The organism is Clostridioides sp. LIBA-6622, from assembly GCF_056716095.1.
In genome coordinates this window covers 2,615,560-2,630,439 of the sequence record NZ_CP196998.1, presented here as the reverse complement: position 1 = coordinate 2,630,439, position 14,880 = coordinate 2,615,560, and the positions used below count along the sequence as shown (strand labels likewise).

11 protein-coding genes and 1 riboswitch are annotated in these 14,880 nt (G+C 27.6%); of the genes, 10 read left to right on the top strand and 1 reads right to left on the bottom strand.

Annotated features, from left to right (window positions below; all coding sequences use genetic code 11):
* Positions 1-21: 21 nt before the first annotated feature.
* The 8 genes from ACTG47_RS12445 to ACTG47_RS12410 all read left to right on the top strand — a co-directional run bounded on the left by ACTG47_RS12445 (position 22) and on the right by ACTG47_RS12410 (position 12,005).
* Positions 22-444: a PTS mannitol transporter subunit IIA gene (locus tag ACTG47_RS12445; RefSeq protein ID WP_021385085.1), complete on the top strand. Its 423-nt coding sequence runs from the start codon at positions 22-24 to the stop codon at positions 442-444.
* Positions 445-462: 18 nt separating this feature from the next.
* On the top strand, positions 463-1,611 hold the full coding sequence (locus ACTG47_RS12440; protein WP_479924794.1) for a mannitol-1-phosphate 5-dehydrogenase: 1,149 nt from the start codon (positions 463-465) through the stop codon (positions 1,609-1,611).
* Between the two features lie 105 nt (positions 1,612-1,716).
* A riboswitch (purine riboswitch) is annotated at positions 1,717-1,818 on the top strand.
* A gap of 181 nt (positions 1,819-1,999) precedes the next feature.
* The gene (locus ACTG47_RS12435; protein WP_479924793.1) at positions 2,000-2,572 is read left to right on the top strand and encodes a xanthine phosphoribosyltransferase; all 573 of its coding nucleotides are present in this window, start codon (positions 2,000-2,002) and stop codon (positions 2,570-2,572) included.
* 64 nt (positions 2,573-2,636) lie between these two features.
* Complete coding sequence (fsa, locus tag ACTG47_RS12430) at positions 2,637-3,287, top strand: fructose-6-phosphate aldolase (protein ID WP_003423115.1); 651 nt, start codon at positions 2,637-2,639, stop codon at positions 3,285-3,287.
* Positions 3,288-3,424: 137 nt separating this feature from the next.
* A complete protein-coding gene (locus ACTG47_RS12425) occupies positions 3,425-6,349 on the top strand; it encodes a sigma 54-interacting transcriptional regulator (RefSeq protein ID WP_479924792.1) in 2,925 nt (974 codons plus the stop codon).
* A gap of 707 nt (positions 6,350-7,056) precedes the next feature.
* Positions 7,057-9,342 carry a bifunctional diguanylate cyclase/phosphodiesterase gene (locus tag ACTG47_RS12420; RefSeq protein WP_479924791.1) on the top strand — a complete coding sequence of 762 codons (2,286 nt, stop codon included), beginning with the start codon at positions 7,057-7,059 and terminating at the stop codon, positions 9,340-9,342.
* A gap of 6 nt (positions 9,343-9,348) precedes the next feature.
* Positions 9,349-11,268 (top strand): extracellular solute-binding protein, encoded by a 1,920-nt coding sequence (locus ACTG47_RS12415; RefSeq protein WP_479924790.1) that lies wholly within the window; start codon positions 9,349-9,351, stop codon positions 11,266-11,268.
* A 365-nt stretch (positions 11,269-11,633) separates the two neighbouring features.
* Positions 11,634-12,005, top strand: a complete 372-nt coding sequence (locus ACTG47_RS12410) for a hypothetical protein (protein ID WP_479924789.1) — start codon at positions 11,634-11,636, stop codon at positions 12,003-12,005.
* Positions 12,006-12,107: 102 nt separating this feature from the next.
* Here the strand turns inward: ACTG47_RS12410 and ACTG47_RS12405 are convergent, their stop codons facing one another.
* Positions 12,108-13,586 carry an arylsulfotransferase family protein gene (locus ACTG47_RS12405; RefSeq protein WP_479924788.1) on the bottom strand — a complete coding sequence of 493 codons (1,479 nt, stop codon included), beginning with the start codon at positions 13,584-13,586 and terminating at the stop codon, positions 12,108-12,110.
* Between the two features lie 491 nt (positions 13,587-14,077).
* Between ACTG47_RS12405 and ACTG47_RS12400 the strand changes: the two genes are divergently transcribed.
* Together ACTG47_RS12400 and ACTG47_RS12395 are read left to right on the top strand one after the other, a co-directional pair.
* Positions 14,078-14,536 (top strand): PTS sugar transporter subunit IIA, encoded by a 459-nt coding sequence (locus ACTG47_RS12400; RefSeq protein WP_021385161.1) that lies wholly within the window; start codon positions 14,078-14,080, stop codon positions 14,534-14,536.
* A 64-nt stretch (positions 14,537-14,600) separates the two neighbouring features.
* Positions 14,601-14,876 (top strand): PTS sugar transporter subunit IIB, encoded by a 276-nt coding sequence (locus ACTG47_RS12395; RefSeq protein ID WP_021385190.1) that lies wholly within the window; start codon positions 14,601-14,603, stop codon positions 14,874-14,876.
* Positions 14,877-14,880: the final 4 nt, after the last annotated feature.

Here is a 14,880-nt window from a genome sequence, read left to right as displayed (position 1 = left end):
TAAAAAAGGAAGGTTGATATTATGAGTAAAGTATTAAATGAGAATAATATATTTTTAGGATTAGATAGTGTTTCAAAGGAAGAAGCTATAACTTTAGCAGGAAGAAAATTAGTTGAAAATGGATATGTAAAAGAAGAATATATACCAGCAATGTTAGAAAGAGAAAAAGTAATGACTACATATATGGGAATGGGCGTTGCTATTCCACATGGTGTAAATGAAGCGAAAAAAGAAATTTTATCTTCAGGGATAGTTATACTACAATTTCCTAATGGCATAGATTTTGATGGAGAAAAAGCTTACTTATTAATAGGAATAGCTGGTGTTGGAGATGAACACTTAGAGATATTATCTAATATAGCAATAGTTTTAGATGATGATTTAACAGAAAGACTAAAAAATTCAAATGACAAACAAGCTTTCATGGAAGCTTTTGCCAACTAATCTTAGGAGGAACTTAAAATGAAAAAGGCAATTCAGTTTGGAGCAGGAAATATTGGAAGAGGATTTATTGGAGGTTTATTAGTTAAATCAGGTTATCATGTAGTGTTTGCTGATGTAAATGAGGAAATATTAAATTCAATAAATAAAGATAAAAAATATACTGTACACATAAGAGATGTAGAATGTATAGATGAAGTAATTGATAATATAAGTGCAGTTTCATCTATAAAAGAAGAAATAATAGATGAGATTGTAGAGGCTGAAATAATAACTACAGCAGTTGGGCCTTTAGTTTTAACTAAAATAGCTTCTACAATTGCAAAAGGTATAAAAATTAGAAAAGAAAAAGGATTAACAAGTAATCTAAATATAATAGCTTGTGAAAATGCAATATATGCAAGCTCTTCACTAAAAGAAGAAGTTCTTAAGTATTTAAATAAAGAAGAAGTAGACTATTTAGAGATGTATGTTGGTTTTCCAAACTGTTCAGTTGACAGAATAGTCCCTCCAGGTAAAAATGAAAATCCTCTTGATGTAACAGTTGAGAATTTCTATGAATGGAATGTTGAAAAACAAGGATTTAAAGGAGATATACCAAATATAATTGGAATGAATTTAGCTGATAATCTTATGGCTTATATAGAACGTAAGTTATTTACACTAAATACAGGACATGCTATAACAGCTTATATAGGATATTTAAAAGGATATAAGACTATAGAAGAAAGTATAAAAGATGAATACATTTGTAATATAGTTAAAAATGCTATGGTAGAAAGTGGAGAAGGATTAATTAAAAAATATAATTTTGATTCTAAAGCACACTACAAGTATATTGAAAAGATTTTAAATAGATTTAAAAATCCATATCTTAATGATGATGTAGTCAGAGTTGGAAGAGAGCCATTAAGAAAATTAAGTGACAAAGATAGATTAATTAAACCTTTAATGACAGCAAAGTCATATGGATTATCAGTTGACAATCTAATTCTTGGAATAGGTGCAGCACTTCATTATAATAATAATGAAGATACTCAAAGTGTAGAGTTACAAGAATTGATAAAATCTGATGGAGTAAAAAAAGCTATTTCTAAAATAGCCAATTTAAATGATGATGAACTTTTAGATAACATTGAAAAAAGTTATATGTTTATGGGAAATTTATAAATTTGCTTAAAAAAATTGAGTTCTGATAAATTATTTATAAGATATTATTCTACACAGTTTGAATTATTTGTTGAATAATAGAGAATTATAATATATAATTAAAAAGAATAAATTAATATATTTACCTGTATATTTTTGATAATATGGTTCAAATGTTTCTACTAAGCTACCATTAATAGCTTGACTACAGGAGTGAAGAAGATATAGTTTATACTTATTTTAAATTATATATTAAGTTAATTACTTTGAATTTTAAGCTCCTGTCTATGATATAGACAGGAGCTTTTTTAGTATTTTGATATAAAATACTGATAATATATATAGCAAAATAAAAACAAATATAATTTTTTTATTAATATAATTTTAGAAAGGGTTAGGTGGGAGTTCAATGAAGGCTTTACAAGAAAAGATATTGAGAGAAGGCAGTGTTTCAGGAAATGACATACTAAAAGTTGATAGCTTTTTAAATCATCAAATTGATGTAGCTTTTTTAAATGAAATAGGAAGAGAGTTCAAAGAGAGATTTAGAGGAGAAAAGATAGATAAAATATTTACAATAGAGGCTTCTGGAATAGCCATAGCATCAATTGTTTCACAATATTTTGATAATGCACCTGTAGTATTTGCAAAAAAATCAGAATCTAAAAACTTGGATAAAGATGTATATGAAACTAATGTATATTCATTTACTAAGGCAAAGGAATACTCAGTTAAAGTTTCTAAAAAATATATAAATAAAGGTGAAAAGATACTAATAGTAGATGATTTCCTTGCAAATGGAAGAGCTGCTCTTGGACTTAAAGATTTAATTGAGCAAGCAGATGCAAGCCTAGTTGGAGTAGGAATTGTTATTGAAAAAGGATTTCAAGCTGGAGGAGCACTTTTAAAAGCTAATAATATAAGACTAGAGTCTTTGGCAGTAGTTGAATCTATAGATAATGGAACTGTAAAATTTAGGTAATTTATGATATTATATACTTGTGTTTAGCACATATTTTAATTATGTAATTATGGAGGATTTTTTAATGAGATTTTTTATAGACACAGCCAATATTGAAGAGATAAAAGAAGCAAATGATTTAGGGGTGATATGTGGAGTAACTACTAATCCATCACTAATAGCTAAAGAAGGTAGAGATTTTATAGAAGTAGTTAAAGAAATAAGTGAAATAGTAGATGGACCAATAAGTGCAGAAGTAATAAGTTTAGAGCATAAAGGAATGATAGAAGAAGCAGAAAAATTATCTAAGATACATAAAAATATAGTTATAAAAATACCTATGACAGCAGAAGGTTTAAAGGCAGTAAAAGTATTATCAAGCAAAGGCATAAAGACTAATGTTACACTTATTTTCTCTGCTGGACAAGCTCTTTTAGCTGCTAGAGCTGGTGCTACATATGTAAGTCCTTTTGTTGGAAGATTAGATGATATATCACAAAATGGTCTTGATTTAATTGAAGAAATCGTTGATATATTTAGTGTAAATAGTATTGAGGCTCAAATAATAGTTGCTAGTGTTAGAAATCCAATACATGTTTTACAGGCTGCTAGAATGGGAGCAGATATAGCAACAGTTCCTCTTAAAGTTATAAACCAAATGATTAAGCATCCTTTGACAGACAAAGGAATAGATAGCTTTATGAAGGATTGGGAAGGTGCGTCTTTAAAATTATAATTACAAAGTGTGATTATAAGTATATTAAAGAGGTTATTATGGAAATTCTAAGTAATAAGGCTAGGCTATTTTGCCTAGTCTTATTTTGGTGTATAATATATTGAAATAGATTAATTTTTTAAGTGAGGAGGCGAAAGATGGATAAAATATTAAGAGAAATACAAAGAGAAGACAAAAAAAATCCATATACTGACCAAGAACTTGCTGAAATGTTAGACGTAGCTAGGTCTGAAGTGATAGCAGTCAGAAAAAAAAATAATATTTTAGATTCAAGAGAAAGAAGAAAAAAAATATTAATAGAAGATATATCAAAGATTGTAAGTGAAAACCCTCAAATGTCTGAAAGAAAAATAACCGAGATATTAATAGATAATGGATATAACATATCAAGAAGCGCAGTGTCCAAATTACTAAAAGAAGAAAATTTGAATCAGTCAAAGAGTGGTATTAAAGATAAAGACCTAGCATCATCGGGAAAGTATGTAAAGGTAAGTAAGGCTGTAGAAGAAGATGGATTTGAAGACTTGATAGGTATAAAGGGAAGCCTAAAAGAAAAAGTAAACCTAGCTAAGTCAGCAATTATGTATCCTCCTAATGGTCTTCATACTATAATATATGGAGAGACAGGTGTAGGAAAAAGTGAACTAGCTACATGTATGTATAAATATGCTGTTAAAAATAATATAAAAGAAGAAAATAGTCCATTTATAGTATTTAACTGTGCAGATTATGCAGAAAATCCTAACTTATTGATAGCTCAGTTATTTGGGGTAGTAAAAGGTGCATATACAGGTGCAGATGTAAATAGAGAAGGTCTTGTAGAAAAGGCTGATAATGGAATTTTATTTTTAGATGAAATTCATAGACTGCCTGCTGCGGGACAAGAGATACTATTTTCATTAATAGATAGAGGGGAATTTAGAAGACTGGGAGAAAGTAGTTCTACTAGAAAGGCAAATGTTCTCATAATAAGTGCTACAACAGAAAATCCAAATTCTAATTTACTTCAAACGTTTAGAAGACGTATACCAATGGTAATAAATTTACCCAATATGAGTGAAAGACCAAAGTCTGAAAGATATGAAATAATAATAAAGTTTTTTGAAAGAGAAGCAAAACGAGTAAATAAGAATTTTATAATAACTAAAGAAGTTATGTGTGCACTAATGAATTATAAGTGTACCGGAAATATAGGTCAGTTAAAAAGTGATATACAAGTAACTTGTGCTAGGGCTTTTAGTAAATCAATTTTTTCTAGTGATAAGGTAATTATAGATTTAGATAGTTTAAGGGATTATATAAAGAGTGGATATTATGATTGTAATTGTGAAAATGAAAAGTATTCTGAGTTTTCAGTTGAAGATATATATATAGATATTAGTGAGCTAGTTAGTGGAAAAAACAGAATTTTATCAGACAATGAGATAAGTGAGATATACAATTATGCAGAAAAAGAACTGAAGGTTCTTGAGAGTAAATGTTTTTCTGAAGAAGAATTAAAGAATGCATTTATAGAAAAGTTGGATAATAAGTTTAATGCTATTAAAAATAATAAAAACTTGTCTGACAGAAGAAGTAGAATAGACTGGGGTGGACAATTAAAAGAGTCTACACTGGAGATAATGGATAAGGTAATCATATTTATTAAAGAGCAGTTTAAAAATGTAAATCAAGGCTTATATTTAGCTCTAGCAATTCACATCGAACATGCTATAGGTAGGATAAAAGATGGAAAAACAATAATAAATCCTAGTTTAGATAAAATAAAAGCATCAATGCCAATGGAATATGAGTTATCCAGATATATAATGGGTATAGTAGAAGACTTAACACAAGTAACATTTCCAGAAGATGAACTTGGATATTTAGCTTATTATATAAATAAATTTTGCTATAATGATGAAAGTATAAAAGATAAAGTAAAAGTAGTAATAGTTACACATGGTAAAGTTGGTATTGAAATGTCTAATGTCGTAAATCATATTCTTGGTATAGAATGTACATTGGGTATAGAAATAGCACTTACAGATTCACCATCAGAAGGTATAGAACATGTATTAGAAGAACTTCAAAAGATAGAAGCTAGGAAAGGAATTCTAGTTCTAATTGATATGGGTTCTTTAGTAATTCTTGGTGATGAGGTCGAAAAAAGACTTGGAATTAGATGTAAAACTGTAAATAGAGTAGATACATTATTAGCAATGGAAGCAGGTAAACTTGCAACTATTGAAGGGAAAAGTTTAGATGGTATAATAGCAGATTTAAAGAAAAATAAGAATTATGCTATGATAAATACAAATAAATTTAGTTATAGAAAAAATGAATATGGAAAGAAAAATGTAATTATTACATTGTGTTTGAGTGGTGTAGGTACAGCTTTAAACTTAAAGGAGCACATAGAAAAGCAAATTAAGGAATATGATACTTCAATTGAAGTAAAGCCAATTGCTTTTTTAAATAATAATCTAGAAGAAGAATTAAATGATATTGAAGCTGAATATAATATTATTGCTATCTGTGGAACTATTGATATAGATTATAAAAATGTACCTTTTATTTCTTATAATGAGGTACTTGGAAAAAATGGTATTAATAAAGTCTTAGAACACTTAAATAATAAACAACCAGCTTTAAATAGTGATAATCAATTGAATAATTTAATACATGAAGATTTGATTTTATACAACTTTGAAGGAATTTCAAAGGAGTATATAATTGATACACTTGTCTCAAAACTTGAAGAAGGTGGATATGTAGACTCAAAGTATATCTTAAGTGTATATAAAAGGGAAGCTATGGGAAGTGTTGTGATGGGGTCGAAGGTAGCTGTACCACATGGGCTTCCAGAGAATGTTATAAAACCTGCAATAGCTATAGCAAGGTTAAATAAACCCATTGTATGGGATAATAAATTTATGGTAGATTTGGTTGTATTGTTAGCACTTAAAGAAAACAATAAAAAAGAGATACGAAGCTTGTTTTCAAAAATTAATGACCAACATACTTTAGAAGTTCTATTAAATACTGAAGATAAAAATGAGATAAAAAAGATATTAAGTTAGGTTTTAATATAAAAATACAAAATAAGAGTAATTCATTTTAGTAGGAATTTTAAGAACGATTATTTTATTTAGTTAATTGTTCAGCATTAAGGTTAATACTATAAAATCAATTTATTTAATTTTATAGTACTAGCCTTTTTTTATTTATAGATAACTTAATATAAGATAATGTTACTTAATAGTGATGTCATTTGTTTTTGTAGTATTGTTAATATATATTAGAAAATAAATATATCACTAAAATATAGGTATATAGTAAGCTTTTTAGGATGTTTAAAGGCAGATGGTACATAGATTTTTAAAAAAATCAAGACATTATTATATATAAATATAAAAAATATCTAAACTATTCCAAAATTAAAATATAGAAGCTATAATAAGGTTAAGTTACTATATTAAACTGATATTTAATTATTTTTAGTAATTAATAGAAGCTTAAATTACCTTTTATAAATTACTAAAAACAACTACTATATTTTTATTTTTTAAGGAATGATTATTATGAGATTGTAATGAACATATTAAACTCTTGTTTTCTGAAATAGTGTGTTATGGTAGAAGATAACGATTTTTGTGTAAATAAAGATATTTAAATTATTATTGATCTAAACTTGTAATATACAATAACTTATTTGATAAGCTTAAGTTAAATTCAAAAGTCTTTAATTGTTAATACATATTTAGATTTATTATTCAAGGGGTATTATATGAGTGCAAAAAGAAAAATGTTAAACAGCACACAAATGGTTAGAACAATAGCAATAGTATTCATAGTTGTATGTTTTTTTATGGGTGTAATATGTTTTAAATATTATTGCAAATTGAGAAATACCGTGCAAGAAGAAAGTAGTAACTATCTTCAAGAAATATCTAATAGAATAGGAAGTAATGTAAGTAAGATTATTGATGACAGTTACTCTATATTAGATACAATAGTGTTAATGATAAAAAATACAAATATAGATTCTTTTCAGAAAGCAAAACCTATAATAGATTCTCAAAGAAAATATTGGAATTGTCAGGATATTATGATGATTGATGAAAATGGGGTTGCATATAATTCTGATGGGGAATCAGTTTCTCTTAGTAGTGATGCATACCTTCAAGAGGCTGTCATAAATAAGAAAGAGTCTATGTCTGTATCGCAAATGATAGATAATAAAGAATGTATAGTTTTTGTTGTACCACTAGATAGTGTGTCTATTGATAATAAAAATATAGTTGCACTTGCGATAAGTTATTCTCCTGAATCCTTTGATAAAGTGCTATCTATGACTTCATTTAACAATCAAGCATATTCACATATTATCAATAAAGATGGTACAGTTGTAGTTCGTTCATCATCTCCTATTGCTGAAAAAACAGGTTATAATATACTGAATACTATAAGCCAATCTCAGTTAGATTCAAATAGTGACTTCAGTAAGATGAAAAATGATATAAACAATAATCTTAGTGGGCAAATAGGATTTAAATTAAATGGCTCACATGAATATATGGTTTATATTCCTATTGGACAGGAAGATTGGTATTTGTTAACTTTTGTACCAGTATCTGTAGTAAATGCAAAATCAAACTTATTGTTAAAGATTACATTATTATTATGTGGTTTTATAACATTAGCATTTGCAATTCTTACAATATCTTTGATAATATCTTTTTATCGACATAAGAAGAACTTAGAACATATTGCTTATGTAGATACTGTGACTAAGGGAAACACAATACAGAGATTTTATAATATCTCAGATGACTTATTAAAGCAATCATCTGAACAATATGCACTTGTATATATGAATATTGAAAAATTTAAAATGCTAAATGACCAGTTTGGAAGAGAAGCTGGAGATTCTATATTACGTGGAGTGTATGATGGTATAACATCTCTTTTAGCTCCAAATGAATGTATGGGAAGATTGTTTGCTGATAACTTTTGTATACTCATATCATATAGTGAAGACTCTTCTCTCACTGAAAGGTTTGAAGATTGGTATGATGCTATTATGAAAAATTCTGGAAAATATGGGTTTGAGTGGGCTTCTCTTTCTACACAGTTTGGTGTTTTTATAATTACAGATACTTCTATGGAATTTCCATATATGGCAGACCGTGCAAAGCTTGCACTGCGAGATTCTACAAAAGATTTTAAAAATAATAAAATAAAATACTCTATTTATAATGAAAAAGTTCGTCAGCAGTTAGTACGTGAAAAACAATTAGAGGATATGATGGAAAGTGCTTTAGAAGAAGGTGAATTCCAAGTATACCTACAACCTAAATATATGACTGAAAATGAAAAAATAGGAGGAGCAGAGGCATTAGTCCGTTGGATTAGTAAGTCAGAAGGTATGATTTATCCAGATGCATTTATCCCATTGTTTGAGAAAAATGGATTTATTGTAAATGTAGATTTATGGGTGTTTGAAAATGTCTGTATGACTTTGCAAAGATGGCTTGATGAGGGTAAAAATTTAGTAAAAATTTCTGTAAACTGTTCGAGGATTCAATTAAAAGATGAAAAATTTTTAGATAAGTATTATGAAATTTTCTCGCATTATAACGTTCCTTCACAGTATATTGAGATTGAGTTGACAGAAAATATGGTATATGAAGATACTGAGCGCCTATCTGCAATTATTGATGAAATTCATTCAATGGGATTTGGGTGTTCTATGGATGATTTTGGAAGTGGATATTCATCACTAAATCTTATACAGGATATACCTGTAGATACATTAAAATTAGATAAGATATTTTTTAGAAATACTAAAAACAACTATGGTCGTACTAAGTCTGTAGTAAGTAGTATCATTGGTATGGCAAAATCACTTTCTATGACTACTGTGGCAGAAGGTGTTGAAGAGTATAATCAAGTAAAAATGCTAAAAGAAATAGGTTGTGACTATATTCAAGGTTATGTATTTGCAAAACCAATGCCAATTTCAAATTTTGAAGAACTTTTATTTGGGTTACCAAAAAATGATGAGGAGTGATACTATATGTTACAATGTTTGAAGCTTAAATGTCTAGAACACTTTTATAAAATCAAACTATCCTTGGTATTAATTTTACTTAGTGTTTTTGTAACTTTTATAACTTGTGGATGCGCAAAAAATGAAACAGAAGATATTCCAACACAAAAAGTAACCCAAGATAATCGAACTCCTATTACTATTTTGGTTAAGTATGCTTTTTCAATTAACAATTTTGAAAAAGCTGTTGAAGAAAAATTTCCTAATATTGATATTGTCCAAGTTGGGAACTACACAGCTAATACTACTCTAGCAGAGGAATATAAAGCACGTTTAGAACATGATGATTTAACTGATATAGTTATGACTTGGCCATTAGATGTAGGAGAGGAATATTGGGATGACCGACTTATTGATTTGTCTGGTATGACATTTACCAGTAAGTATAATACATCTATGCTTAAGCCTATAACTAGAGATGGAAAGCTTTATTATTTACCAGGACCTGCAACTATACGTGCTATTGTATATAATAAAACTTTATTTGAAGAAAATGGTTGGAATGTGCCTAAAAATTATAATGAGTTTATTGAAATATGTCAAAAAATTGAGAAAACAGGAATACGTTCCTTACAATTGAGTCTTGGAAATAAAGAAGTATTGGATACACCATTTATTGGTTTTAACTATGCAAATAGTTTTAGTAAACCTGAAGATGCTAAGTGGCTTGATAACTATAACAATGGAAGTGGAAGTTTTGGTGACCACTTTAAACCTTCTTTAGATGTTTTTCAGGAACTTATCCAAAAAGGTGTACTGAAGAAGAATGACTTAAATCTACATTATCAAGATAGTCAAAATATGTTGTTTACTCGTCAATGTGCTATGACAGAAGATTCTAATTTACTGGCACGTTCAGCTTTTTCTCAAACTGGGTCTACTGATGAATTTGCACTTATGCCGTTTTTTAGCCCAGGTGAAGACGGAGATTGGGCTAGATTATATATGGTTTGTTATATTGGTCTTAATAAGCATTTAACTGAATCAGAAAATAAAGAAAAATATGATTTAGTGATGCAGTTGATGAATTATATTAGTATGCCTGAAGGGCAAAAAGCATTAGCTAGTGATGCTGGTGGTATGTTTTCAAGTTTAAAAGGGATGCCATTACCAAGTGAACCTGAAATAGAACCATTGTTACCAGCTCTAGAACATGGACGATATGCTATTTTTCCTACTTTTAAAAATATACAAGACTCATTGCGTGATGGTCTTGCTGGAATGATAGAGGGGACATTAGATAAAAATGATGTTATAAAAATGGTTGATAAACAGAGCACATCTTCTTCAAAAGCTATAAGTCCTAAGGTAATTGGAAATGCTAAAAAAGATTTTTCTATGATTGAAACAGGGAATCTTATAACAGATGCGATGCGTGCTAAAAGTGGATGTGAAATTGCATTATTTTTAGATAATGGTAAAGATGGTCGCTATAATGGTAAAGGAGTTAGTGCAAAGCTTTATAAAGGTGATGTTACTACAACAGATATACAGCGGATATTTCCTGACTTAAAGCATGGGGAGACTGGAACACTATGGAAGATAAGTATGACTGGTAAAGACCTTCTTAATACTTTAGAACATTCTATAACTGTTGATAATAACAGTAGTGGATGGTTTTATTATTTTTCTGGGATTAAAATGGAGTACTCTCCGACGGATAAACCTGATAAAAGAATTAAAAAGATTACAACAGCAGAAGGAGATTCTATAGATGTAAATAAATCGTATTCAATTGCTATTATGGATTATAGCGCTCCAGACAAATACATTAAAAAATGTGATAAGACAAACATTAAAATTACTGATATAATAACAGAATATATAGAGAAACAAAAAAGTGTTTCTCCTAGTGAAGACCAAAGATTTGTGATAGCAAAGCCTTAAAAACTTAACTGAAGATATATGGCAAACAATAATTTTTTTTTATTAATTTATAATATTTTAGAATTATACAGATACATACAATTATGGATTAATAAAGCACTGTAATAAAAGAGAAACATGTATTGTGATGTTTATACATAAACCAAATAAATAGGGTTATCTAGTGAATATAAGAAATTAAACACTGTAGACAAGAAAATACCAATAATATGGTATTATAGTGATTTTCTAATATTTAAGCAGGTGTTATAACTTATAAGAGTTGACACCTGCTTTTTATATTAAAATTAATCTATAGAATGATTCAATATATATGTATGGTAAAAATGTAATCAATAAATATATTTTAATTTGGAGGTAAATTTATGAAGAAAAGCTATTTTATTATTTTTATAATGATTTTTATTATTATTTTGACAGCTTGTAAAGGAGTGGATTTTAATGGTAGCAGGACAGGAAATACTAGTGAACTTATAATGAAATACAGCATGTTTGATACTACAGATTCACAGTTATTAGAATTAGAAAAAGATGATGTAATAGATGTTGAAATAAAGAGTGACTCTGGTAAATTAAATGCTTTAATACAGAAGGATAGTTCAGAACCTATATATGAAAGTAAAAATGTTCCTACAAGTTCATTTCAAGTAAAGATTAATGAAAGTGGAACATATAAAGTTACTGTAACAGGAGAAAAAGCGCAAGGAAGTGTAAGCTTTATAAAAAATGTTGAGTAGTATCAATCAAAAATGATAATCCTGCAAGTAGAAATAATGAATTTATCTTACTTGCAGGAATTGTATTAATTTAAGTTTATAATTTATCTTAAGATAAATTTGTTACTGAATTTTATAGCATCTATACATACTTTCGCCACTTTTAAATGAGAACTTAAAATAAACTTTGTCATTAGAAAAGTCTTTTTCCATAGCTACTAAATCCTGACTTTCTCCAGCTTTTCCTCCAGTACCAATTAAAAATACATTTTTATCACTATCTATTTCTTGGACTGAACCCATATATTTATAGTAGTCATCTATACTATATGAATTATATTCAGTAACTTTTTTATTTTCTTCATCTAATTTTATTTTAATAACTCTTGTGTCTTTATTTTTTACACCATTATCATATATGGTTATGTATCCATCTTCTGTAATTCTAGCATTATGTTGTCTTGAGAAATTTTGATTATCTGTTAAGTTAAACTCATCTCCTAACCCTCCTAATGTCCAAAGAATCTCTCCTGTTTTTCTATCTAGTTTTATAACTTCATCTAAATTTCTAAATGAACAAATCAAATTTCCATCATTTGGGTCAATAGTCATAGAATTAAAATGTACATAATCTAAAGCTGAATCACTTTTTTGGCTAAAAGTATTATTTTCAACACTTTCTGAATATAGTTTTTGGTTGTCAATACTTTCCCACTGCCATATAACTTCTCCATCTTTTATCTCTTGTAATACACTATTTACAACATAAGGAGAATTTCCTTTGCTTAGACTTGATGGAATATTTGTTGCTTTAACTTTTTGATAACTAGAAACAATATAGTGATTGTCATTTATGTATATAAAGTCATGATTTTCTAATTCAGTACCAGCATCTATATTTTTACCTTTTTCCATAGTAATTTTATTTATTTCATTATAATTTTCATCTAAGATTACAAGATAAGTTGGTGAATATCCGACAGCATTTATTCTTTTTGTTGAGTCTTTATCTTGTAACAAGTATCCATATCTAATCTTACCATCTTCTGTAGTTATTTTTTTAAAATCAAAAGGATTTGATTCGACTTCTTTATAAAAAATTATGTTTCCATTATTGTTTAATTTAAATACAAAATTATATTCTTCATTGTGTGTAGTAAGATAATAATCACCATCATAAGGACTATTTGCAGTAACATTGTACTTTGGAAAGTTTTTTGAAAGAGAATTTATATAATAATTTCTGTATGAATTTTCATTTTTGTACATAACAGATATTTTTATTTTTGAGGAACTATTTATTTCTTTCAATTCAAAAGTAGAGTTCTTAGATATATCAATTTCTTTGTCATTTACTTTTACGATAATTGCTTTATCCTCGTTTTTTACTTCTATGCTATTTTGGTTAGTAGAATTAAGTTGATTTACATTTTGACTATTAAAAATACCTTCTTTAGAAAGTGTTATATCATAACCATTTATAGAAATATCTAGCGTTGGTTTTGATTTGTTTTGATTTGCAAAGACTCGATTAACAAAAATTCCAAAAACGAATAACGCACTGCATAAAAATACAATCTTAAATAAATTTTTTCTTTTCATAGTTTACCACCTTTTCATATTAAGTTTTCATGTTGACATCTTGATTTTATTATATGAATAAAGAAAATAGATGAATTTATTTATGCTAAAAATGAATTTTACTGGACAATTATATGAAAATTCATTCATATAAAAATAGAATAAATAGAGAAAGTATGTTGAATTAAATTATATAGAATGAATAATTCTATAAATTTGTTATTAAACATAAAAAGCCATTAACAAAAAACAAAAAAATCATTTCTGTAACAAAAAAAACCACAAAAAATATAAAAAAGTATGGTTAGTTAAGTGATTAACAAGTAAAAATTAAAATAAAAATTAAAAAAAATTTATCAATGAAAGTTAGGTAAAATCCTATAATAGAGTAGCATCTCAAGGAAAACATTTTCTTTTATTTCACAAAAAAAGCCACTTTTTGGCACGCGACATGCTTTATATAAAGGCAAGAAAAACAAGATATAAGATAAGCGCAATTAGGAGGTGTAAATATGGAGTTTATAAATTTTGTAAGTGATAAAGTTATAAACCTTAAAATGGAGTGTAAAACAAAAGAAGATTTCTTTAAAGAAATACATAATAAAGTTTTTGAACTAGGCTTTGTAAAAGAAGAATTTGGAGAAAAAATATTAGGAAGAGAAAATGTATTTCCAACAGGTTTAAATTTAGGTGATTATGGAGTAGCCATACCACATACAGATGCAGAATATATAAAAGAACAATTTATAGCAGTCTGTACTTTTAATGAACCAGTAGTATTTAGTTCTATGGAAGACCAAGATGAAAAAGTGCCTGTAAATTTAGCTTTTGTATTAGGGCTTAATCAACCACATAGTCAATTATCTGTACTAACAGAATTGATGGGAATTATGCAAAATAAAGAGTTAGTTGACAAGTTAATAAATTCTACTGACAAAGAAGAAGTTTTAAAGACAATAAAGTCTTTATAAAAATAAAAAATAAAAGTACTAAAAATAAAAAATAGAAAAATAAAATCATTGGGAGGAAATAAAAATGAAAAAAATATTAGTAGCATGTGGAGCAGGAATAGCAACATCAACAGTAGTTTGTGACAAGGTAGAGAGATTAGTTAAGGAAAACAATATACAAGCAGAAGTTATACAATGCAAAATAGCTGAATGTGCAACAAAGCAAGATGGAGCAGATTTAATAGTATCAACAACTATATTACCAACAACTTATAATATACCAGCAATAAAAGCAACAGCATATATAACTGGAGTAAATACAGCAGCATTAGATAAGAAGATATTAGATGCTTTAAAATAATCCT

Excerpts from the sequence above, each read along its gene's own strand:
- ACTG47_RS12445 (WP_021385085.1), top strand. The coding sequence starts at position 22 with ATGAGTAAAGTATTAAATGAGAATAATATATTTTTAGGATTAGATAGT.
- ACTG47_RS12440 (WP_479924794.1), top strand. The coding sequence starts at position 463 with ATGAAAAAGGCAATTCAGTTTGGAGCAGGAAATATTGGAAGAGGATTT.
- ACTG47_RS12435 (WP_479924793.1), top strand. The coding sequence starts at position 2,000 with ATGAAGGCTTTACAAGAAAAGATATTGAGAGAAGGCAGTGTTTCAGGA.
- fsa (WP_003423115.1), top strand. The coding sequence starts at position 2,637 with ATGAGATTTTTTATAGACACAGCCAATATTGAAGAGATAAAAGAAGCA.
- ACTG47_RS12425 (WP_479924792.1), top strand. The coding sequence starts at position 3,425 with ATGGATAAAATATTAAGAGAAATACAAAGAGAAGACAAAAAAAATCCA.
- ACTG47_RS12420 (WP_479924791.1), top strand. The coding sequence starts at position 7,057 with ATGAGTGCAAAAAGAAAAATGTTAAACAGCACACAAATGGTTAGAACA.
- ACTG47_RS12415 (WP_479924790.1), top strand. The coding sequence starts at position 9,349 with ATGTTACAATGTTTGAAGCTTAAATGTCTAGAACACTTTTATAAAATC.
- ACTG47_RS12410 (WP_479924789.1), top strand. The coding sequence starts at position 11,634 with ATGAAGAAAAGCTATTTTATTATTTTTATAATGATTTTTATTATTATT.
- ACTG47_RS12405 (WP_479924788.1), bottom strand. The coding sequence starts at position 13,586 with ATGAAAAGAAAAAATTTATTTAAGATTGTATTTTTATGCAGTGCGTTA.
- ACTG47_RS12400 (WP_021385161.1), top strand. The coding sequence starts at position 14,078 with ATGGAGTTTATAAATTTTGTAAGTGATAAAGTTATAAACCTTAAAATG.
- ACTG47_RS12395 (WP_021385190.1), top strand. The coding sequence starts at position 14,601 with ATGAAAAAAATATTAGTAGCATGTGGAGCAGGAATAGCAACATCAACA.